12 protein-coding genes and 1 pseudogene are annotated in these 20,005 nt (G+C 71.8%); 9 read left to right on the top strand and 4 right to left on the bottom strand.

The window, feature by feature from the left end; genetic code table 11:
* Nucleotides 1-66: 66 nt before the first annotated feature.
* Both OV427_RS42085 and OV427_RS42080 read right to left on the bottom strand, forming a co-directional pair.
* The gene (locus OV427_RS42085; RefSeq protein WP_267861865.1) at nucleotides 67-1,266 is read right to left on the bottom strand and encodes a cytochrome P450; all 1,200 of its coding nucleotides are present in this window, start codon (nucleotides 1,264-1,266) and stop codon (nucleotides 67-69) included.
* Between the two features lie 34 nt (nucleotides 1,267-1,300).
* A complete protein-coding gene (locus OV427_RS42080) occupies nucleotides 1,301-6,448 on the bottom strand; it encodes a non-ribosomal peptide synthetase (protein WP_267861864.1) in 5,148 nt (1,715 codons plus the stop codon).
* 234 nt (nucleotides 6,449-6,682) lie between these two features.
* Here OV427_RS42080 and OV427_RS42075 point away from each other — a divergent pair, with 234 nt between their 5' ends.
* Nucleotides 6,683-7,903, top strand: coding sequence for a CapA family protein (locus OV427_RS42075; RefSeq protein ID WP_267861863.1), 1,221 nt, complete (start codon nucleotides 6,683-6,685; stop codon nucleotides 7,901-7,903).
* 80 nt (nucleotides 7,904-7,983) lie between these two features.
* Here OV427_RS42075 and OV427_RS42070 read toward each other — a convergent pair whose 3' ends face one another.
* Nucleotides 7,984-9,012 (bottom strand): hypothetical protein, encoded by a 1,029-nt coding sequence (locus OV427_RS42070; protein ID WP_267861862.1) that lies wholly within the window; start codon nucleotides 9,010-9,012, stop codon nucleotides 7,984-7,986.
* Nucleotides 9,013-9,059: 47 nt separating this feature from the next.
* Nucleotides 9,060-10,199, bottom strand: a complete 1,140-nt coding sequence (locus OV427_RS42065) for a TPM domain-containing protein (RefSeq protein ID WP_267861861.1) — start codon at nucleotides 10,197-10,199, stop codon at nucleotides 9,060-9,062.
* A 231-nt stretch (nucleotides 10,200-10,430) separates the two neighbouring features.
* Here OV427_RS42065 and OV427_RS42060 point away from each other — a divergent pair, with 231 nt between their 5' ends.
* From OV427_RS42060 to OV427_RS42025, 8 genes and pseudogenes are all read left to right on the top strand, one after another.
* Nucleotides 10,431-10,649 carry a hypothetical protein gene (locus tag OV427_RS42060; protein ID WP_267861860.1) on the top strand — a complete coding sequence of 73 codons (219 nt, stop codon included), beginning with the start codon at nucleotides 10,431-10,433 and terminating at the stop codon, nucleotides 10,647-10,649.
* Nucleotides 10,650-10,743: 94 nt separating this feature from the next.
* A complete protein-coding gene (locus OV427_RS42055) occupies nucleotides 10,744-11,427 on the top strand; it encodes a phosphoribosyltransferase (RefSeq protein ID WP_267861859.1) in 684 nt (227 codons plus the stop codon).
* A gap of 93 nt (nucleotides 11,428-11,520) precedes the next feature.
* Entirely contained in the window at nucleotides 11,521-13,644 is a 2,124-nt protein-coding gene (locus OV427_RS42050; RefSeq protein WP_267861858.1) for a PAS domain-containing sensor histidine kinase, read from the top strand.
* Nucleotides 13,641-15,002, top strand: a complete 1,362-nt coding sequence (locus OV427_RS42045; RefSeq protein ID WP_267861857.1) for a sigma-54-dependent transcriptional regulator — start codon at nucleotides 13,641-13,643, stop codon at nucleotides 15,000-15,002. The genes OV427_RS42050 and OV427_RS42045 overlap by 4 nt, the downstream gene beginning before the upstream one ends.
* Before the next feature lie 108 nt (nucleotides 15,003-15,110).
* Nucleotides 15,111-15,488, top strand: a complete 378-nt coding sequence (locus tag OV427_RS42040) for a response regulator (RefSeq protein ID WP_267861856.1) — start codon at nucleotides 15,111-15,113, stop codon at nucleotides 15,486-15,488.
* An 82-nt stretch (nucleotides 15,489-15,570) separates the two neighbouring features.
* Nucleotides 15,571-17,358: pseudogene (locus tag OV427_RS42035) on the top strand (OmpA family protein); the annotation flags it as partial.
* Nucleotides 17,355-18,524, top strand: a complete 1,170-nt coding sequence (locus OV427_RS42030; RefSeq protein ID WP_267861854.1) for a FecR family protein — start codon at nucleotides 17,355-17,357, stop codon at nucleotides 18,522-18,524. The pseudogene OV427_RS42035 and the gene OV427_RS42030, both read left to right, overlap by 4 nt.
* 83 nt (nucleotides 18,525-18,607) lie before the next feature.
* Nucleotides 18,608-19,969 carry a CHASE2 domain-containing protein gene (locus tag OV427_RS42025; RefSeq protein ID WP_267861853.1) on the top strand — a complete coding sequence of 454 codons (1,362 nt, stop codon included), beginning with the start codon at nucleotides 18,608-18,610 and terminating at the stop codon, nucleotides 19,967-19,969.
* Nucleotides 19,970-20,005: the final 36 nt, after the last annotated feature.

The following is a 20,005-nucleotide window of genomic DNA, read 5'->3' as shown; positions in this document are numbered from 1 at the left end:
CGTGGCGGGGATTCGCTCGCCACGCTCCGGCACACTCCATCTGCGCCGGGAGTAGAGGGAAGCGGGTCACCAGGTGAGCGGCAGCTCGTGCACGCCGAGCAGGTTCTCATCCTTCTTGAAGCGGACCACCTCCAGCGGCACGGCCAGCCGCAACGTGGGGATGCGCTGGAACAGCGTCTTGAACACCACCTCGAACTCAATGAGGGCCAGCGCGCGCCCCGTGCACAGGTGGATGCCATGACCGAAGGCGAAGTTGCGGTGCGCTTCCCGGTGGAGGTCCAAGCGGTCCGGCTCGTCGAAGACCGTTCCGTCGCGGTTGGCGGAGTCCGGCTGCGCGAGGATGCCCTCTCCGGCGCGAATGAGCTGGCCGCCCACGGTGACGTCCACCGTGGCGACGCGCTGCCGGGCGAGATGGGAGACATTGACGAAGCGCAGGAGTTCCTGGACCGCCGCGGTGATGGCGGCGGGGTCCTCCAGCTCACGGAACTTCCCGAGCTGCTCGGGGTGGAGCAGCAGCGCCAGCGTCCCCAGGCCGAACATGTACGCGGACGGTCCGTGCCCGGCGTAGTACAGCGAGTGGAACAGGGAGGCCGCGTCCGGAGGGCTCAGCCTTCCCGTCGCCACCTGCTCCGTGACGACGCGACCGATGAGCGTGTCGCCAGGCTCACGCAGGTTCGCCTCCACCAACCGCAGGAAGAAGTCATCCAGGGCCATCAGGGCCGCCCTCGCCTCCTCGCGGGAGGACGCGCGGGAGCCGACGGTCCGACTGAGGACATGCAGGTCTTCAGCGCCGTCATGGGGCACGCCGAGCAGGTCGCCTATGACTTGCAGGGCAACGGGAAGCGCGAACGCCGCCATCAGGTCCACAGGTTTCGGGCCGGCCAGCATCGCGTCGAGCGCCGCGTCCACGGTGGCCTGGATGCGCGGCCTCAAGGCTTCCATCCGCCGGGGCATGAACTCCTGTACGAGCATGGCCCGCTGCGCCCGGTACTCCGCATCAGGGCGAAGGAAGAAGGCCAGCGGCCTCCCCTGCCTTGCCGCCGCCGCGGGAGACAGGTGCGGGAACCCTGGCAGTGTGGAGTCCGCGACCAGCCGGGGATCTCCCAGGACCGTCAACACGTCGTTGTAGCGACTCACCAGCCACGGCGTGTTTCCGTCCCACAACCGCACGGGGCAGACCGGGGCTTCCCGCCGCAGCCGCTCGTATTCAGCGGGAGGCTCCAGTGGGAGGCTCCAGTCCTTGGGGAAGGGATAGGAGGGGCTCATCGGGGTGCTCCTGTTCGGTTCGGGAACGCGGTCGTCATCCGCGTGGCAGCCTCTGGATGAGTGGCTTCGCGACCGGGGCCTCGGCGAGCGCGTGGGCCAGCTGCGCGATGGTCGGCCCGGTGAGGATGGTGGCGAGCCCGACCTCCCGTCCCACCATCCGGCTCAGCCGGGAGGCCAGCCGCATCGCCTGCAACGAATGCATGCCGAGCACGAGCAGACTCTCATGGACATCCACCCGGCTCACGCCCAGGAGTTCGGAGACCACCGCCGCGACGCGGACCTCGGCCTCGGTCCTCGGCGCCGTGTAGGGCGCGTCCGGGCGCCGGTCGGTCGCGGGCAGCCGCGAGCGGTCCACCTTCCCGTTCGGAGTCAGCGGCCAGGACTCCAGGACGACGACCTCCGAAGGCACCAGATGCGCCGGCACCCTGCGCGCCAGGTCCTCGCGCACGGCCTGCGCCGACACCGGGGTTGCCGACCCGGCCACGACATAGCCCACGAGGCAAGGCTCCTCCCCGCGCGAGTCGACGCGCGCGAGGGCATCCACCACGCCGGGATGCGCGGCCAGGGCGGCACGCACCTCGGCCAGCTCCACCCGGACGCCACGGACCTTCACCTGTTCATCACGGCGGCCCAGGAACTCGATGACGCCTCCGGGCAACCACCGGGCCAGGTCCCCACTGCGATAGAGCCGCGCACCCGGATGTGAGCCGAAGGGATCCGGCACGAACCGCTCGGCGGTGAGGCTCGGCAGGTCGCGGTAGCCCCTCGCGACACCGGCCCCACCGATGCAGAGCTCCCCCACGGCGCCCGGCGGAGCCACCTGCCCGTGCGCGTCGAGCACCACGAGGTGGGCATTGAACAACGGTCGCCCGATGGGCACGTGGGTGGCTTCGGGGTCGAGCCCGTCGTCGAGCCGGTGTCCGCTGGCCATGACGGTGATCTCCGTGGGGCCGTAGCCGTTCGTCACCTTCGTGAAGCCTCCGCGCTGGAGCGTGCGGAACGCCTCCACGGGAAAGACATCTCCGCCCACCACCACGCGGTCCAGGGCGGCGAAGGCCTCCGGAGCGTCGGCCGCCAACCCGGGCAGCACCACGGGGGGGATCACCGCGTGCGTGATGCGCTGGTCGATGAGACAGCGGGCCAGCCCCGGCACGTCCCAGCCCGGCGGCAGGAAGTGGACCGCGGCGCCGTTGAGCAGCGCGCCCCAGACCTCCAGCACCGAGATATCGAAGGACACCGACGCCATCGCCAGCATCGTCTTGCCAGGTCCCAGGTCCTCGGCCAGGGCCGTCCGATACAGCAAGGACACGACCGAGTGATGCTCGATTTGAACGCCCTTGGGTCTGCCCGTCGACCCGGACGTGTAGAGGACGTAGGCGAGGTCCGACGGACTCCCCTCCGGCAGCGGCGGCCCGGACGACGCCGGGGGCAGCGCATCCAGCACGACGGTGGGCAGGCCGGTGAGCCGGCCCGCCAGCACCGCCGTCGTGACCAGGGCGCGGGCCCCGGCCTCCTGCATGAGCGGCTCCAGCCAGGCCGGAGGAGCGCCTGGATCCAGCGACAAGAAGGCCGCCCCCGCCATGAGGATTCCCAGTTGGGCCACGACCAGCTCCGCCGAGCGGGGGATGCACACCGCCACGAGCGCCTCACGGCCGACGCCCAGGTCGCGCAGGTGGTGCGCCAGGTGCTCCGCCCGACGCGTCAGCTCGGCATAGGTCAGCACGCAGTCGCCGGACCTCACCGCGGGGGCGTCGGGCGCGCGGCGGGTCCAGCGGGCGAACAGGTCGGGCACCCGGTACGAGGGGGCCTCCTGGCGTGGGCCCACGCTGACGAGTGCGCGCCGGTCCGCGTCGTTCAGCAGCGACAGCCTGGACACGCGGGTGTCCGGCGCGTCGGTGATGGAGCGCAGCAGCTGCTGATACGCGGACAGCATGCCGGTGATGAAGAAGTCCTCGAAGAGGTCGGAGTCGAACTCCCACGAGAGCAGGATGCCGCTCAGGGAAGAGCGGGGACTGGAGCGCACGGGGGCCTCCGAACGGGGAATGCTCACCACGTCCCCGGCCAGCCGTTGGATGTGCCCCGGTTCGGCGTAGAGCGGCACCGCGACGACGGACAGCTCGAACTTGGCCGAGCCGTTGCCCAGTCCCTCCACGAAGGAGACGTCGAGGGGTGACGCGTCGAGCGTGCCCACCGACGAGTCGTGGAAGTTGAACATCGTCTGGATCAACGGATTGAAGCCACCCTGATGCCGCGCGGGCGACTGCGCGAAGATCTGCTCATAGGGCAGCTCCTGGTGGTCATAGACCTCCAGCGTGGTGCGCCGCATCCGCGCCAGGAACTCCTCGAACGAAGGGTCCCCGTCCAGCCGGCCCCGCAGGACGACTGTGTTGATGAACATGCCCAGCATGCCCTCGGTGTCCTGCCAGCGCCGGTTGGCGACCGAGGAGCCGACGAGCAGATCCTGAGAGCCGGTGTACCGGTGCAGGAGGACGAAGAACGCGGAGAGGAGCGTGGTGAAGAGGGACGCGTGGTTGCGGTCCGCCAGGGCCTGGAGGCGGCGCGCGAGGTCGCCGTCCAGCTCCACCCGGGGCGCCACCCCACGAAACCGTCTTCCGCCGGGAGCCGCGCGGCGGGGGAGCTGGAGCCGGGTCTGCGCGCCCTCCAATTCCTGACGCCAGAAGCGGCGCTGCGCCGCGGCGGCCTCGGTCCCCACCCACTCCCGCTGCCAGCGCGCATAATCGGAGTACTGCACCGCCAGCGCGGGGCGTCGCACCTGACCGTGGCGAACATGTTCGGCGTAGCCGTTGAGCAGCTCGCGCACGAAGACGTTGAAGGACCAGCCGTCGTGCACGATGTGGTGTTCGACGTGCACGAAGAGGTGCTCCTGCGCGCCCAGTCGCAGCAGCCGCCAGCGGAAGGGCCGGCCTTCGGCGAGCGCGAACGGGGCCTGCACCGCGTCCCGGACAGCCTCCGCCACCCGGGTGGCCAGCAGCGCTTCGTCCACGCCGCTGAAGTCCTGGAGGGGGAGCTCCACCTCCCACGGGGCTTCCAGCTCACACCGCAGCTCTCCATCCACTTCGGGGAAGCGGGAGCGCATCACGTCGTGGCGACGCACGATGTCGGTGAGGCTCGCGTGCAGCGCGGCGAGGTCCAGCGCGCCCGCGAGACGGAACACCGCCTGCGTGTGGTAGGCCCGCGCGTCCGGGTTGAGCTTGTGCATCAGCCACACCCGCTCCTGGCCAAACGAAGGCGTGAGCGCCATTCCCGCGGCGCCGCCCCGAGGGCCCAGGTCCACCCCACCCTGCGCCTCCTTCAAGCGCGCCGCGAGCCGGGCCACCGTGGGGGTCTGGAGCACCGCGCTCAATTCCAACTGCGCGCCCAGCACACGTCGCACCCGGGCCACGAGCTGGGTGGCGAACAGCGAGTGCCCTCCCAGCTCGAACAGGTTGTCATCGCGCCCCACCCGCTCCATCCCGAGCAGCGCCGCGGCGATGGTCGCCAGCGCCACTTCGCCGGGCGACTCCGGCGGCTGGTAGTCCGTCCGCTCCGCGCGTGGGGGGCGGGGCAGCCGCGCCCGGTCCACCTTGCCGCTGGTGTTCAGGGGCCAGACCTCCACCACGACCACGACATCCGGCACCAGGTAGCCGGGCAGACCGCGTCGAAGCTCCGCGCGCACCGCGTCGCCGGACAGCGCCGCTCCGGTGACGGGCATCACGTATCCCAGCAGGCGCTCCCGCGTGTCGTCGATGAGAGCGACCGCGTCCCGCACGTCCGGCAGCGCGGCCAGGGCCGCTTCCACCTGGCCCAGTTCGATGCGCGCGCCGCGAATCTTCACCTGGTCGTCGCGCCGGCCCAGGAACTCCAGCGTGCCGTCCGGCAACCACCGGCCCAGGTCGCCGCTGCGGTACAGCCGCCCTCCCGGCACCGGACCGAACGCATCCGGAATGAACCGCTCGGCGGTGAGGGTGGGCCGCCCCAGATACCCGCGCCCGACACCTTCCCCGCCAATGCACAGCTCGCCCGGCACCCCGTCGGGGACAAGGCGTAGGTGCTCATCGAGGATGACCACGTGGTCGTTGGAGAGGGGGCGGCCAATGGGCACGCGCTCCCCTTCCACGGCGTGCACCGCATGGAGCGTGCTGGCCACCGTCACCTCCGTCGGGCCATAGCCGTTGACGAAGCGGTGATGAGCGCCCCACTGCCGGGCCGTCTCCGGAAGGCACACGTCCCCGGTGCTCATCACCACCTGGAGGTCGGGGAAGCCGCCCGGTTGCAGCGTGCGGAGGACGGTCGCGGGCAGCACCGCGTGGGTGATGCGCCGGTCTACCAGCACGTGGGCCAGCGGCGCTCCGGAGAGCGGCGACGCATCCAGCGTCTCCAGCCGGCCTCCGTTGGGCAGCGCCATCAGCAGGTCGAACAGGGAAGCATCGAACGACGGGTGGAAGAACTGCAGCACCCGCGTGTCCGGCCCCAACGCGCCCAGGAAGTCCCGCTGCGCATGGAGGAGGTTGGCGACGCCGCGATGCTCGGTCATCACCAGCTTGGGCTCGCCCGTCGAACCCGACGTGCAGATGATGTATGCGAGATCCTCCGGGACAAGCGCCGCGTCCTCCACGGCCGCCACGCCGGAGCCCACGTCGGCACCCGACTCCAGGAAGGGGACCCCCGGCACCTGGCTGGCTGGCGAGCCCACCACGAGCGCCGCGCCGACCCTGCGAACGATGTCCTCGCGCCACGCCTGGGGATGTGACGGCGCCAGTGGCAGATAGGCCGCACCCACGCGCCAGACGGCGATGGCGAGCTCGACGAAGGCAGGGCCCCGCTCCAGCACCACCGCGACCACGTCTCCGCGCCCGATGCCCCGGGCCCGAAGGCTGGCGGCCAGGGCACACGTCCGCGCCTCCAGCCGCGCATAGGTGGTTTCAGAGGCACCCTCCGAGAGCGCGACGCGGTCGGCATGCCGCCGGCACTGCGCGGCGATGACGTCCACCACCGAACGCCACGGTCCATGGTCGACCCTTCCGCCCTGCACGCGGGCAGCCTGCGCTCCGCCGTCCAGCACCCTGCGCACCTCCTCCGGGGTGTGACCCTCGAGCGCCCAGGGACTCTTCAGACGGAGGCTGGAGAGCAGGCGTTCGTACTCGGTTCCTGTCACCAGGGCGGACGGGGGCGTGGGGGGCAAGGGAGCTCCTGGAAGCAATGACAAACGTCGCGGCTGCCACGCGGAGAGGCCGTCCGGCACAGCTCGCTTCCCCGGACCACTAACACGCGAAAACCCACTGCGACAGCCTTGAATGGATCCGGCCCTTGTCTCACGGACGCCCCGGGCTTTGTCCTGCAGCGAATGAGCATCCGCAGCACCCTCATCTGGTAGAAGGCACGAGGAACGCATACGCGCAGGATGTCGGAGTGAACCGTGGCCTCAAACAACATCGCTCATCCCGGTGGACTCGGGCTGTCGATCCTCGCTGTGGGCGATGTCTTCGTGGACCGCGACGACCCGGCGACGGCCTTCCACTCCGCCCGCGACGTCCTGGGCTCCGGTGACGTCGTCTTCGGCAACTGCGAGGGCGTCTTCAGCGACGACATCCACCGTGCCCCGAGCGCCGGCTCGACGCTCACGGCGCCCGCGGCGAACGCCGCCCCATTGGCCAGGGCGGGCTTCGACATCATGTCATTGGCCAACAACCACAGTCTCGATGGGGGACATGCCGCGCTGCTGTCCATGCGCCGGACCCTGGCCGACCTGGACATCGCCACGGTGGGCGCGGGCGCGAATCTCGCGGAGGCCACCGCGCCCGTGTATCTCGAGCGCAATGGAACACGGCTGGCCTTCCTGGCTTTCAGCTCCGTGTTTCCCTACGGCCATGAGGCGCGCCCGGGTGTCCCCGGTCTGGCTCCCTTCCGTGCACACACCCGATACACTCCCGTGGATCTGAACGTATGGAATCCGGGCATGGCCCCCGTGGTGAGCACCGAGCCGCTGGTCGAGGACCAGAAGGCGTTCATCAAAAGCCTCACCGAAGCACGCGCGAAGGCAGACATCGTCGTCGCCAGCTTCCACTGGGGTGACTCCACCGTGCCGTTCTCGCTGACCGACCACGAACGACGGACGGCCCGGCTCGCCATCGATAACGGGGCCGACGTCGTCGTGGGCCACCATCATCACATGCTCCGCGGTGTCGAGTTCCATTCCGGAAAACCCATCTTCTACGGTCTGGGACACTATGTGTTCGACCTGCCGAACCTGGCTGAGCGCCTCGCGAAAGACGGTTACCTGGGCGTGGGACGGCCGGAAGAGATGGCGGCATGGGCTCGCAAGTTCGGCGAGTACATGATTCGCCCGCGGGAGGGCTACCCACTGCTGCCGTTTCACCCGGATTCCAGGCTGACCGGCGCGGCGGTGATCCACATCGCGCCGTCCGGGCGCATCTCCGCCGGCTTCCTGCCCGCGATCATCAATCCGGCCAACGAGCCGATACACGTGTCCGCGGACAGCGACGAAGGCAGGCGGGTGATTGCCTATCTCGAACGCTGCTGCACGACCGAACAGCTTCCTACAAGGCTGGTCGCCCCTCGGCCCGACTCCGGACTGCCCACCTCGTGCATCGAGTTCGTCTCGACCTCAACCGACTGAGCCTGCGCGCGCCTCGAAGGCATTCGACTTTCACCCACCTTTGAAGAAGGGGGCAGTCAGAGGGATCGCATACGGCAGCGCTACAGGAACTCGCCCCCGCCCCCAGTCTCCGGCTCCTGTGCGGAGAGCAGAACATCGCCGGGCCGCTGCTCCACGCGGAGGCCCAGGCCCATGGCCGTCAACTCCTCGAGCGCGGCGAGGGCCTCCATGACGGGCTGGACATCGGCAACCCGGGCTGGCACGGCGATGCGCTCGAGACGCGAGCCCACCCGTTCCAGCAGCGCGTGCGGAGGGAGTGCCTCGATGTATCGGCCATACAGATAGGCGGGCGCGCTCAGATGGGCAACCCCGGAGGGCGAGACGGTCGCGACAAACGTATCGAAGCGCGTCCTCACCTCCTCCACCGAAGTGTCCCGACGCCACAGACCGACCAGGGAGCGCAGGAAGTCCATCAACGGTTGCGACCGGGACGAGCCCGTCTGGGCCGAGGCGACTTCCAGCGCCTGCTCGGCGCGTGCGGGGTCGGGCTCGACGAAGAACAGCGGCAGCACCTCATCGAGGCCTGGAGTGTAGAGGGGCTCTGCGAGTCGCTCCGGCGCACCCGCGAACGCGCGCAGCGTCTCGGGTTCGAGCGGCTCACCCGCCAGCCAGCGGCACCACAGCGCCTCGAGCGAGCCCGCGGCGAGCGACGCGCGGCGCAGCAGATGGGGGCGTGCCTGCTCCACGCCTCCGAACAACAACACGGTCACCAGGTCCTCGGCACAAGGCCCCTCGGGGAACTCGAGCGCATCTGCCCCCGTCCAGCGCGCGTACCGTTTGCGCTTCAGGTCACGCTGCACCTCGCGCGCCACCTCGCTCCACGCGGACCAGGGCACTCCGAGCGCCGCGTAGTCCGTCCGGAGGCGCTCGTCCGCGGGGGCCGAGACCTCGTTGGGGCGCTTCTTGAAGTCGGCCCGCACGCGCTTGAGCTCCTTCGCGAGCGCGGGCAACTCCTCCGCCGGACAGCCGCCGGTCAGGAGCCGGAGGTGGGAGATGGGAACGCCGTGCAACTTGAGCAGCCAGGATTTGAACGCCGACCAGGCGGGTGCGGAGAGGTGTCGGGATTCCACGGTCTGTCCTCGCTCGGGCGCGCAAACGGGGCAACTTCAGGGCGCGGCTACCAGCTTCCGCTGGAGCCACCTCCCGAGGAGCGCCCGCCTCCGAACGAGGAGCTGCTGCGGCTCGAACTGGAGGAGGACGAGCTGGACCGGGTGCGCCGGGGCGTGGAGTGGCGCGACGTGGAGGTGTGGTGGCAGTGGTGGCAGTTGCGCGTCACCTCCACCTCGCCGCCATGGTCATACGTCGCGGCGCGCAGGGTCCGGCTCGTCTTCTTGACCGTGACGTACTTGCACCTGTCGCAGCGCACGTGGCTGGTGAACAGCGCACCATAGCGGTCCACGAGCGCGTCCTCGCACGGGCCGCACCACCAGACGTCGTAGTCCACCGAGCCCATCGACTCCTCGAGTCGCTGGCCCTGGTCGAGGTGGTCGTCATCAGCGCGCTCGTCGAGCCGTACCCGGGGGGTGCCACACGTGCCGCACTTGCGCGGGCGACGGCGGTAGACGGCACGGCCGGCCAGACCCGCAGCGCCGAGCACGCCCGCGCCTCCCGCGACGAAGCCGAGGCCCGACGGGGAGTCGGACTCCTCCGGACGGTACATCTCCGGTTCCGGAGTGAAGCCCTGGGCTCCCGTGTCAGGGACGGCGTCCGTGACGGCCTGCGGCTCTGTGCTCGGGGCTGCCGCGCCGGGATTGTTCAGGCTCGAGTTTTCGATGAGCGCCTTCAAGCCCCTCGCGCCCTCGCGCACGGCGGAGTTCGGGTCGCGACGCTTGAAGCCGGGGACGATGCCCTCTGCCATCACCGCGTCGCTGGCCTGCTCGTCGGCGGGCTCATCCACTCCGTCTCCGAGGATGATCTCCGCCTTGCGGTCGTTCAGCGCGACGAAGAGGAGCACGCCGTCGTCCCGCCCGGCATGGCCGATGCCCCACCGGTTGAAGAGGTCCAGCGCGAACTCACGCGAGGGGCGTCCCGACGTGGTGTCCACCACCACCACCGCGAGCTGGCCGAGCCCTCGGTCGTTCAGCTCGGTGGCAATCCGCTCCACCTCCGCCTTCGTCTCCTGCGTGAGGACGCGGGTGGACGTGTGGTCCACCGCCCAGGTGCCCCGTGGAGGCCGGGGTACCTTCTCCACCGTGACGCCCAGGGCCGGAGTACCCAGGGCGCAGAACAGGACCACCCAGCTCAACCATGCGCGCATGGTGGCGGACTGTAGCAGAGCGCCTGCCTGCTCCGAGGCCGGGGGCACGGGTGGCGGTTGGTTCCCTCGGTGGCAGGAGCCGCGCGGTGTGGCGCTGGCGCCCCGGCTCCCGAGCAGCCAGCCAGGCGAGGGCCGCTCGTTCAGTGGGCGACGGGGACGGTGCCCGCCTGCCTGGGCGTGCCCAAGGTGAACGGGCTGTTGGACCTCTGATGGAGCGAGGAGACACGACGCATGGCTGGACCGCAGACCACGCCTGGGGCACCCATGAAGAACCCGGAGCCGAACCCGACGCCCGAGCGCGAGCCACCCACACGCCAGCCTCCGGAAATCGAGCCGCCCACGCGCGCTCCGCCGGAAATCGAGCCGCCCCAACCTCCGGACATCACTCCGCCCGGCATCCACGACCCGCCGATGCCCACCACGCCGGGCAGGCCGGAGATCATCGCATAGCCGCGTGCGCTCGGGAGCCGTTCCCCCTCCATCATGAGGTGCCCAGTTTCTTCGAGGGAGGTTCGTCCCGAGGCGGGGACGGAAGGAGCGGAACATGCGAGGGCCCGAGTTCCTGGACCGTTACGAGGGAGGCCGTGAGCTCGCGGGCCTCCTCCGCCAGTACACGCATCGGCCGGACACGGTGGTGCTGGCGTTGCCGAGGGGCGGCGTGCCTGTCGCCTACGAGGTCGCGAAAGCGCTGGGCGTGCCGCTCGACGTGTTCCTCGTGCGCAAGCTGGGCGCGCCCTCGCATGAGGAGCTGGCGATGGGGGCCATCGCCTCCGGAGGGATGCGCATCATCAACCGCGAGGTGGTGGAGGAGCTGGGCATCTCGCGGGGGGAAATCGACGCGACGGCGGAGCGCGAGGGAGTGGAGCTCCAGCGACGGGAGGTGAAGTACCGCGATGGGCGCCCTCCCCCGGACGTGCGCGGGCGCAACGTCATCCTGGTGGACGACGGCCTGGCCACGGGCACCACCATGCGCGCCGCGGTGGCCGCGCTCCGTCAGCAGGAGCCCGCCCGCATCGTGGTCGCCGTGCCGGTGGGTGCCGTCGAGTCGTGCGAGGACCTGGCGGAGGAGGCGGACGAGGTCCTCTGTGTCCGTCGGCCGCGGCCCTTCTACGCCGTGGGCCTGTGGTACCGCGACTTCGCACAGACCTCGGATGAGGAGGTGCGGGAGTTGCTGACGCTAGCGTCGCTGGAGAGGCAGGCGGGTGCGGAACAACCCTCGGCACCTTGAGTGCCCAGCCACCGGGGTATCGGCCACCAGGCCTCGTTGCAAGAGTCCTGAGCCTCAATCCGGTTTAGGCTCCCGCGCCCGCACTCGCACCGTATGCACGAGTCCCCCTCCCACCGACAGTTGCTCCCGGCCGTCCTCGGGGCCTCGGCCCTCGCCTCGCTCGTCGCCTGGGCGAGCTGGCGCCTGGGCGCCGAAAGCCTCCTGGCCCGCGTCCTCACCCCGGCCGCCCTGGTGCTCGTCACCACCGGCACGCTGGCCGTGTTGTGGACCCGCGCCTCGCGTCGCGCCCACCTGGAGCGCGAGGCCGCCCTGCGCAGCGCCACCGACGCCAGCGCCCTGCGCGAGGCCGTCATGGACGTCACGCCCGTGGGCTTCGCCTTCTTCGACCGCGAGCTGCGCTACGTCCACGTCAACACCGCGCTCGCCGCGATGAACGGCCTGCCCGCCCCCCAGCACCTCGGTCACCATGTCACCGAGGTGATGCCCGACCTGGGCCGGCTCCTCGCGCCCCAGCTCCAGCGCGCCCTCCAGACGGACGCCCCCATCCAGGACCCCTGCCTCCAGGTGGAGACCCCCGCCGCCCCCGGCGAGCCCCGCTTCTGGTTCGGCAGCTACTCGCGCGTGCGCGGCACCGGAGGTGAGGTGCTCGGCGTCATCGCCGCCCTGTCCGAGCTCACCGAGCGCATGCGCGCCGAGCAGAGCCTCCAGGAGCATGAGGACCGGCTCGACGTCCTCACCCGCTCGCTGCCCGACTACCTCTGGGGCGGCAAGCTGCGCGGCGGCGTGCTGCGCGACTTCTACTGCACCCCCGTCATCGAGCGCACCACCGGCTACCCCGCCTCCGCCTTCGTCCAGCCCGGCCCCGACGGCGGCCCCCCACCCCTCTGGGCGGAGATGGTCCACCCCGAGGACCGCGCCCGCTACCGCACCTGCATCGAGGGGCTCGCCCCCGGCGCGGAGGTGGAGCTGGAGCACCGCCTCATCTGCTCCGACGGCCGCGTGCGCTGGGTGCGCAGCCGCGCCGCCGCCTCCGCGCTCGACTCGCAGCGCGAGCTGCACGTGGGCTGCGTCGTCACCGACGTCACGGACCGGCGCCTCGCCGACGATTTGCGCCAGCGCCTCCACGCCAGCTTCCGCCGCTCCGCGCAGGAGTGGCGTCGCACCTTCGACGCCGTCTCCTCGCCCCTCATCGTCCTCGGCGCCGACGGCATCATCCAGCGCCTCAACGCCGCCGCCATCGCCCTGTTCGACGGCATGGACCCGTCCGGCCAGCCGCTCTCCACCGCGCCCTACTCGCCGCTGCGCGCCAGCGCCCTGCTCCTGGTGGAGCTGCTGCGCCGCACCCACGGCAGCGCCGCGCGCGAGGTGACGGACCCGCCCTCGCGCCGCGCGTGGGAGCTGTCCGCGGCGTGGGTGGACGAGGCCGGCGGCGAGGACTCGCGCATCATCCTCGTGGCCACGGAAGTCACGCGACTGATGGAGCTGCAGGCCCGCCTGCGCCGCCATGAAACGATGGCCGCCATGGGCGCCATCGTCGCCGGCGTGGCCCACGAGGTGCGCAACCCCCTCTTCTCCATCTCCGCCGTGGTGGACGCAGTGGACGCGACGTTCGGCTCCCGCGCGGAATTGCAGCCGTACCTGGAGGTGCTGCGCGGCGAGGTGAAGCGGCTCAACCACCTCACGCAGGAGTTGTTCGAGTACGGCCGCCCCACCCGGGGCGAGTGGGTGGACGGCCCCGTGCGGCCCGTCGTGGAGGACGCCCTGTCCGCGTGCGCGATGGCCGCGGAGCAGGCCGGCGTGGCGGTGGCGAGCGCGCTGGCGGTGGAGTTGCCGCCGGTGCGCATGGACTCGCGGCGCCTGTTCCACGTCTTCCGCAACGTGGTGGAGAACGCGGTGCAGCACTCGCCCTCCGGCGCCACCGTGCGCGTGGCCACCGAGGCGGTGGAAGAGGACGGCCGCGCCTGGGTGCGCTGCACCGTGCACGACGGCGGGCCGGGCTTCCGCGATGAAGACCTCCCCCACGTCTTCGAGCCCTTCTTCAGCAAGCGCCGTGGCGGCACCGGCCTGGGCCTGTCCATCGTCCAGCGCATCCTCGAGGAGCACCAGGGCACCATCCGCCTGCGCAACGCCGATACAGGAGGCGCCGAGGTGACGCTGCTCCTGCCGGCCGTTTCCTCGCCTCCGGCAACCCAATCCGTAGACTCCCTGGCCTCATGACGCGCACCCGCATCCTCCTGGTGGACGACGAGCCCGGCATCCGGCTGGGCATGAGGGGCTTTCTCACCGCCCACGGGTTCGACGTGGACGAGGCCACCAGCATCGCCGAGGCGCAGGAGGTCTTCCGCACCACCCGCCCGGACGCGGCCGTGGTGGACTACCGCCTGCCTGACGGTACCGCGTTGCAGTTGCTACCGCGTCTCAAGGAGCTGGACGCGTCGGTGCCGCTGGTGGTGCTCACCGGCCACGGCTCCATCGAGCTGGCGGTGCAGGCCGTGAAGGAGGGCGCGGAGCAGTTCCTCACCAAGCCGCTGGAGCTGAGCGTCCTCAAGGTGGTGCTGGAGCGCCTGGTGGCGCAGCGCCGGGAGCGGCAGCGGCAGCTCGCGGACCGCGCCAGCACGGCCCACGCCACCGTGAATCCCTTCCTGGGCACCAGCGCCGCCATCCGCGTCCTCCAGGGCCAGGCCGAGCGCGTGCGACAGAGCGACGCCCCGGTGCTCGTCACCGGCGAGACGGGCAGTGGCAAGAGCGTGCTCGCGCGCTGGCTGCACGAGGGCGGCCCCCGCGGGGACGCGCCCTTCGTGGACCTCAACTGCGCGGCGCTGTCCAAGGACTTGCTCGACTCGGAGCTGTTCGGCCACGAGAAGGGCGCCTTCACCGGCGCCGTCAGCGCCAAGCAGGGCCTCCTGGAAGTCGCCGACCAGGGCACCCTCTTCATGGACGAGATTGGCGACATGGACGTGGCCGTCCAGCCCAAGCTGCTGAAGGTGCTGGAGGAGAAGCGCTTCCGGCGACTGGGCGACGTGCGCGACAGGCGTGTGGACGTGCGCCTCATCGCCGCCACCCATCAGGACCTGGGCGCCGCCGCGCGCGAGAAGCGCTTCCGCAGCGACCTCTACTTCCGCATCAGCACCCTCATCCTCCACGTGCCCGCCCTGCGCGAGCGTCCGGAGGACATCCCCGCCATCGCCCACCACTTCCTCGAGGAGCTGGGCCGGGCGCGCGGCCGGGGCGCAGTGGGCCTGCAGCCCGACGCGGAGGCCGCCCTGGTGCGCTACCCCTGGCCCGGCAACATCCGCGAGCTGCGCAACGTGCTGGAGCGCGCCCTGCTCCTGTCCGGCGGCGGCCCGCTGTCCCGGAACGACTTGCGCTTCGAGGCCCCCGCCGACGAGGCCGGCGCCGAGGAGGACCTCACCCTGGAGGAGCTGGAGCGCCGCCACATCGAGCGCGTGCTCCGCCGTGAGAATGGCCACGTGGAGCGCGCCGCCGCCCGGCTCGGCATCCCCCGCTCCTCCCTCTATGAGCGGCTCAAACGTTTGGGCATCAACCGGTCCGGATTCCAGAAATCGGATCCATAACCTGGACAGGCCGGGGCAGGCAGCCCGGGCTCGCCGCGCAAGTACCGGAAATTTCAAGGCGTCGGGGGCGCTTCGGACCCTGGCCCCGAGCTTGCTGACGGCCCGGGCGTGTCCCGGAACCTCCTGATAGTCGATGACGAATCAGCCCTCTGCTGGGTGCTGGGGCAGTTCTTCGCCAGCGCCGGTTACCGGGTGGACTCGGCCCAGGCGCTCGACGAGGCGCTCGATTTGATGACGACGGGTCGCTACGACCTGGTCATCAGCGACTTGCGCCTGAGCGGGACGCAGTCCGAGGAAGGGCTGATGCTGGCGGACTTCGTGCGCCGCTTCTCTCCGGACACACGGGTGGTGCTGCTCACCGCGTTCGCCTCGCAGGAGCTCGCCGAGAAGGCGCGCGGATTGGGGGTGGATCTGGTACTGCCCAAGCCGCAACCGCTGCCGGCACTGGCCCGGCACGTGTCCCAACTCCTCACTCCGGAGCGGTGAGCATATGGATGGCCACTGCACCCCTGATACAGAAGCAATGCCCCCCGACACCACGGACGTGGGCTCCATCGCCTCGTTCTCCCTGAGGTGGCGCGGGCTGAGGCGGCGGGCCGCGGCGCTGGTGGGACTGGTGCTGTCGCTCGTGGTGCCCGGCGGCGTGGCCCTGGCCCAGCCGGCGGCGTCGCAGGCCATCGACGTGCAGCAGTACAAGCCGGGCCCGGGCTCGTTCGACGTGCTCGGCCTGCACGGCGCGCGCGTGGGGCCGCACCTGGGCTGGAACCTGGGGGTGTCCCTCAACTACTCGGACGACCCGCTCAACCTGCTGGACCCGCGCCAGGACACGTTCGTCTACCGCATCGTCGACAGCCAGCTCACGGTGGACGTCATGGGCGCCATCGCCCTCTACGACAGGCTGGAGCTGGGCATGTCGCTGCCCGTCTCCACCACCACGTCCGAGCCGGCCGGCGCCGTCGCCCCGAGTCTCGCCAACGGCGTGAAGGCCACGGGTGTGGGTGACTTGCGGCTGGTGCCCAAGGTGCGGCTGCTGTCCACCGGGGGCGGCCTGCACCTGGCCCTGGCGGCGCCGGTGACGCTGCCCACGGCGGGGGGCTCGAAGTACCTGGGCGCGGACGGGCTGACCTTCCAGCCGCGACTGGTGGCCGAGTGGGCCGGCACGTCGCTGCGGCTGCTGGCCAACGTGGGCCTCAACCTGCGGCGCGAGGCGCAACTGCGCAACCTGCGCGTGGGCAACGAGCTGGCGTACGGCGTGGGCGCGGAAGTGCCGCTGACGCAGAAGCTGGCCGCGGAGGCGTCGCTCGCGGGCGCGCTGGGGCTGAAGGAGACGAACACGGAGGAGCGCCCGCTGGAGCTGCTCGCCGCGCTGAAGTACCGCTTCCAGGAAGGGCTGGCCGCGCACGTGGGCGCCGGGCCGGGCCTCACCCGGGGCTATGGCACGCCGGGGTTCCGCGTGCTCGCGGGGCTGGCGTGGACGCCCTCGCCGTCCACCTCCGTGGTGGCCACGCCTGGCTGCGCGCTGGGGCCCGAGGACTTCGACGGCTTCCAGGACGAGGATGGCTGCCTCGACGCGGACGACGACGGCGACGGCATCCTCGACGGCCCGGACGTGTGCCCGGGCGAGGCGGAGACGCGCAACGGCTTCGAGGACGCGGACGGCTGCCCCGACGACCCGAGGGCCTGGGAGCCGGTGGCGGCGAATGGCCAACCTGTCGCGCCTCCCGCGCCGCTGGCGCTGCCGCCCGGGGCGGTGGACTCGGACGGGGACGGGCTGCTGGACATCGAGGACCGGTGCCCGAAGGCGCCCGAGGACCTGGACGGCTTCGAGGACGGCGATGGCTGCCCGGAGGCGGACAATGACCGCGACGGCATCGCGGACGCTGCGGACGCGTGCCCGCTGGAGGCCGAGGTCATCAACGGCGTGAAGGACGACGACGGGTGCCCGGACAAGGGGAAGACGCAGGTGCACGTGCAAGGCTCGCGCATCGTCATCCTCGACAAGGTGTACTTCGCCACGGGCAAGGACGTCATCCTCGCGAAGTCCTACCCGCTGCTGGCGCAGGTGGCGTCGGTGCTCAAGGCCAACCCGCAGCTGGAGCGGGTGCGCGTGGAGGGACACACGGACGACCAAGGCGCCGACGAGAAGAACCTGGACCTGTCCCAGCGCCGCGCCAACAACGTGAAGGCCTTCCTGGTGAAGGCGGGCATCGCCACGGAGCGGCTGGAGGCGGTGGGCCACGGCGAGACGAAGCCGGTGGACACCAACCAGACGGCGAAGGGACGCGAGAACAACCGCCGCGTCGAGTTCAACATCGTGAAGGTCGCCGAGCCCTCGGCGGAGGAAGGGACGCCGTGAAGCGGACTGCTCCGTGGATGATGGCACTGGTGCTGCTTTCCTCCCCTGCCCTGGCGGCGGACGCCGGGGAGCCATGTGGGGGCCTGCGCTTCACGGGTGGGCGAATCGAGACGGGCCGGCCGCTCGCGCCGAAGGGGCCGGAGACGACGGCCTGCCTCCAGCACGTGGCCGAGGCGCTGAAGGCGCGGCCCGCCATCCGCTCGGTGACGGTGGCGGCGCGGCTGCCGGACGTGGAGCGGCTGGAGGGCCAGGGCCTCGCGGTGGCGAAGGCCGCGGCGGACGTGCTGGTGGCCGCGGGTCTGCCGCGCACGCGCGTGTCGGCGGTGGCGCCGCCGTCCACGCCGGGCGAGCCGGGGCAGCTGCAGCTCGCCTATGTCGAGCGCCCCGCGCAGCCGGCGGTGGCGCGCGTGCGGGCGGCCAGCGGTGACGTGTCCGCGGGCCCGGCTCCGGCGGAGCTACGGCCGAGGACGGTGGGCGACGCGCTCTACACCGGAGAGCTGTTCGACACGGGCCCGGCGGCGCGCGCGGAGCTGGTGCTCGCGGATGGCAGCGCGGTGAAGGTGATGGAGGGCAGCCTGGTGCGGCTGGGCTCCGTCGAGCTGATGGCGAACCTGCGGCGCAAGGTGGAGCTGGAGCTGCTGCGGGGCACGGTGGAGACGGCCGCGGCGCCCGGCGGCGAGGGCTCCGTCTTCGAGGTCCGCACGCGCGGCGCGGTGGCCGGCGTGCGCGGCACCCACTTCCGGGTGACGGCGCAGGAGGACGGCACCCACCGGCTGGAGACGCTGGAGGGCCGGGTGGCGCTGATTGCGAAGAAGGGCGACCTGGACGTCGTCGGGGGGTATGGCTCGCGGGCGATGCCGGACTCCGCGCCGGAGCCCGTCCGCCCGCTGCTGGTAGCCCCCACGCTGGCGGACCCGCGGGGCGGAACCTTCCGCGCGGCGCCCCGGCTGTCGTGGTGGACGGTGCCGGGCGCGAAGACGTACCGCGTGGAGCTGGCGCGGACGGCGGACTTCGCCGCGGGCGTGCAGGCGTACCCGTCCCAGGGCACCGAGCTGGAGGTGCCGGGCTCCCGCGAGGGCAAGTGGTTCTGGCGGGTGCTGGCGGTGGATGGGGACGGCTTCGTCGGCTTCCCGTCGAAGATCTTCGCCTTCGACGTCCGGCCCTGAGCCGTATGATGGTGGGGACCCGCTCCTGACGGTCCCCGCCGATGACGCCCCAACCTGCCCAGCCTTCCGTCGACGCCCGCCCCGTGCGCCCTCGCACCGCGGTGTGGCGGGCGCTGGGCGCGCTGGTGGGGCTGGCGATGGCGTGCGTGACGGCGGCGACGGGCGGCGCCCCGGGCTTTCTCGAGCACGGCCTCTATGACGCGGCGGTGAGCCGGTGGCTCCCTGGCGTGCCCACGAGCGCGGACCTGGTGCTGGTGGAGGTGGACGACCGGACGCTGGCGACGCTCGGGGAGCGCTGGCCGCTGTCCCGGGCGACGTGGGCCCGGGCCTTCCGCGCGCTGGCGGCGCAGCGCCCCGCGGCGGTGGCGGTGGACGTGGTGTTCGACCAGCCCGGACCTCGCGACGCGCTGGACCTGGGGGAGGAGGTGCTGGAGGCCCTCCAGGACTCGGGCCTCGCGGCCCAGCCTGCTGGAGCCGCACTGGTGTCGCGGCTGGAGGCGCGGCTGCACGCGCAGGACGGGGATGCCCGGCTGGCCGAGGCGCTCTCGGAGGGCAGTGGCGTCATCCTCGGCGCGGCGGCGCTGACGGGCGACGTCCCGGTGATGGCACCGCTGGAGGATGGCGCTCCGGGGGCGCCGCTGGCCCTGCCGCTTCCCGTGGAGGCGCTGCGGCTCCAGGCCCCGGCGGTGGCGGGGAGCATCGCCCCGCTGCGCATGGCGGCGCGAGGCAGCGGCACGCTGAACATGCTGGTGGACGACGACGGCGTCATCCGCCGCTACCCGTACGCCGTGAATGTGGGCGGCCGGGCCTGGCCCTCCCTGGCGCTGGCCACCGCGCTGCACCTGATGCCCGAGCGGGCCTCTTCGCTGCTGGCGATGGCCGCGCTCGACCAGGGCGCGCCGCTGATGCGGCTGCCCGCTCCGGACTGGCTGCCCCGGGTGAGCCTGGCGGACGTGCTGACCGCGGAGCCGGGCTCGGTGGGGCTGGACCTGGCGCTGCGCGGGAAGACGCTCTTCGTGGGCGTCACCGCGACGGGGCTGCACGGCCAGAGCACGCTGCCCGGCCAGGTGGCCGTGCCCGGCGTGGAGATTCACGCCTTCGCCCTGGACAACCTCCGCGCGGGGCGGCTGCTGCGCTCGTCGGGGGTGGTGGCGCTGACGGGCGTGCTGGAGACGGCGGTGGTGCTGCTGGCCTTCGCACTGCTCTGCCGCCGCGCGCGCTCCCTGCGCGCGGTGCTGGGCCTGGCGCTGCTGCTGGCGGTGCTGCACGGCGTCCTCGTCGGCTGGCTGGCGGCGGACCCGGGCTGGGTGGTGCCGCTGGTGCCCGCGTGGGTGGGGCTCGCGTTGATGCTGCTGGTGGACGCCGCGGCGCGCGGGGAGGAGCTGGGCCGGCAGCGCAGCGCCCTGCGACGGCTGTTCTCCCGCTATCCGCAGGCGACTTCCTGAGCGGCGTGCCTGCCTGGATGCTCCGGCCACGGGAGT

Source organism: Pyxidicoccus sp. MSG2 (assembly GCF_026626705.1).
Lineage (GTDB): Bacteria > Myxococcota > Myxococcia > Myxococcales > Myxococcaceae > Myxococcus.
The sequence above is the reverse complement of the archived record's forward strand: the minus strand, read 5'-3'. Positions and strand labels throughout refer to the sequence as shown.

Bases quoted from the DNA above. Each gene is read 5' to 3' on its own strand.
- OV427_RS42050 (WP_267861858.1), top strand. From the start codon at position 11,521: ATGCACGAGTCCCCCTCCCACCGACAGTTGCTCCCGGCCGTCCTCGGG.
- OV427_RS42045 (WP_267861857.1), top strand. From the start codon at position 13,641: ATGACGCGCACCCGCATCCTCCTGGTGGACGACGAGCCCGGCATCCGG.
- OV427_RS42060 (WP_267861860.1), top strand. From the start codon at position 10,431: ATGGCTGGACCGCAGACCACGCCTGGGGCACCCATGAAGAACCCGGAG.
- OV427_RS42065 (WP_267861861.1), bottom strand. From the start codon at position 10,199: ATGCGCGCATGGTTGAGCTGGGTGGTCCTGTTCTGCGCCCTGGGTACT.
- OV427_RS42055 (WP_267861859.1), top strand. From the start codon at position 10,744: ATGCGAGGGCCCGAGTTCCTGGACCGTTACGAGGGAGGCCGTGAGCTC.
- OV427_RS42085 (WP_267861865.1), bottom strand. From the start codon at position 1,266: ATGAGCCCCTCCTATCCCTTCCCCAAGGACTGGAGCCTCCCACTGGAG.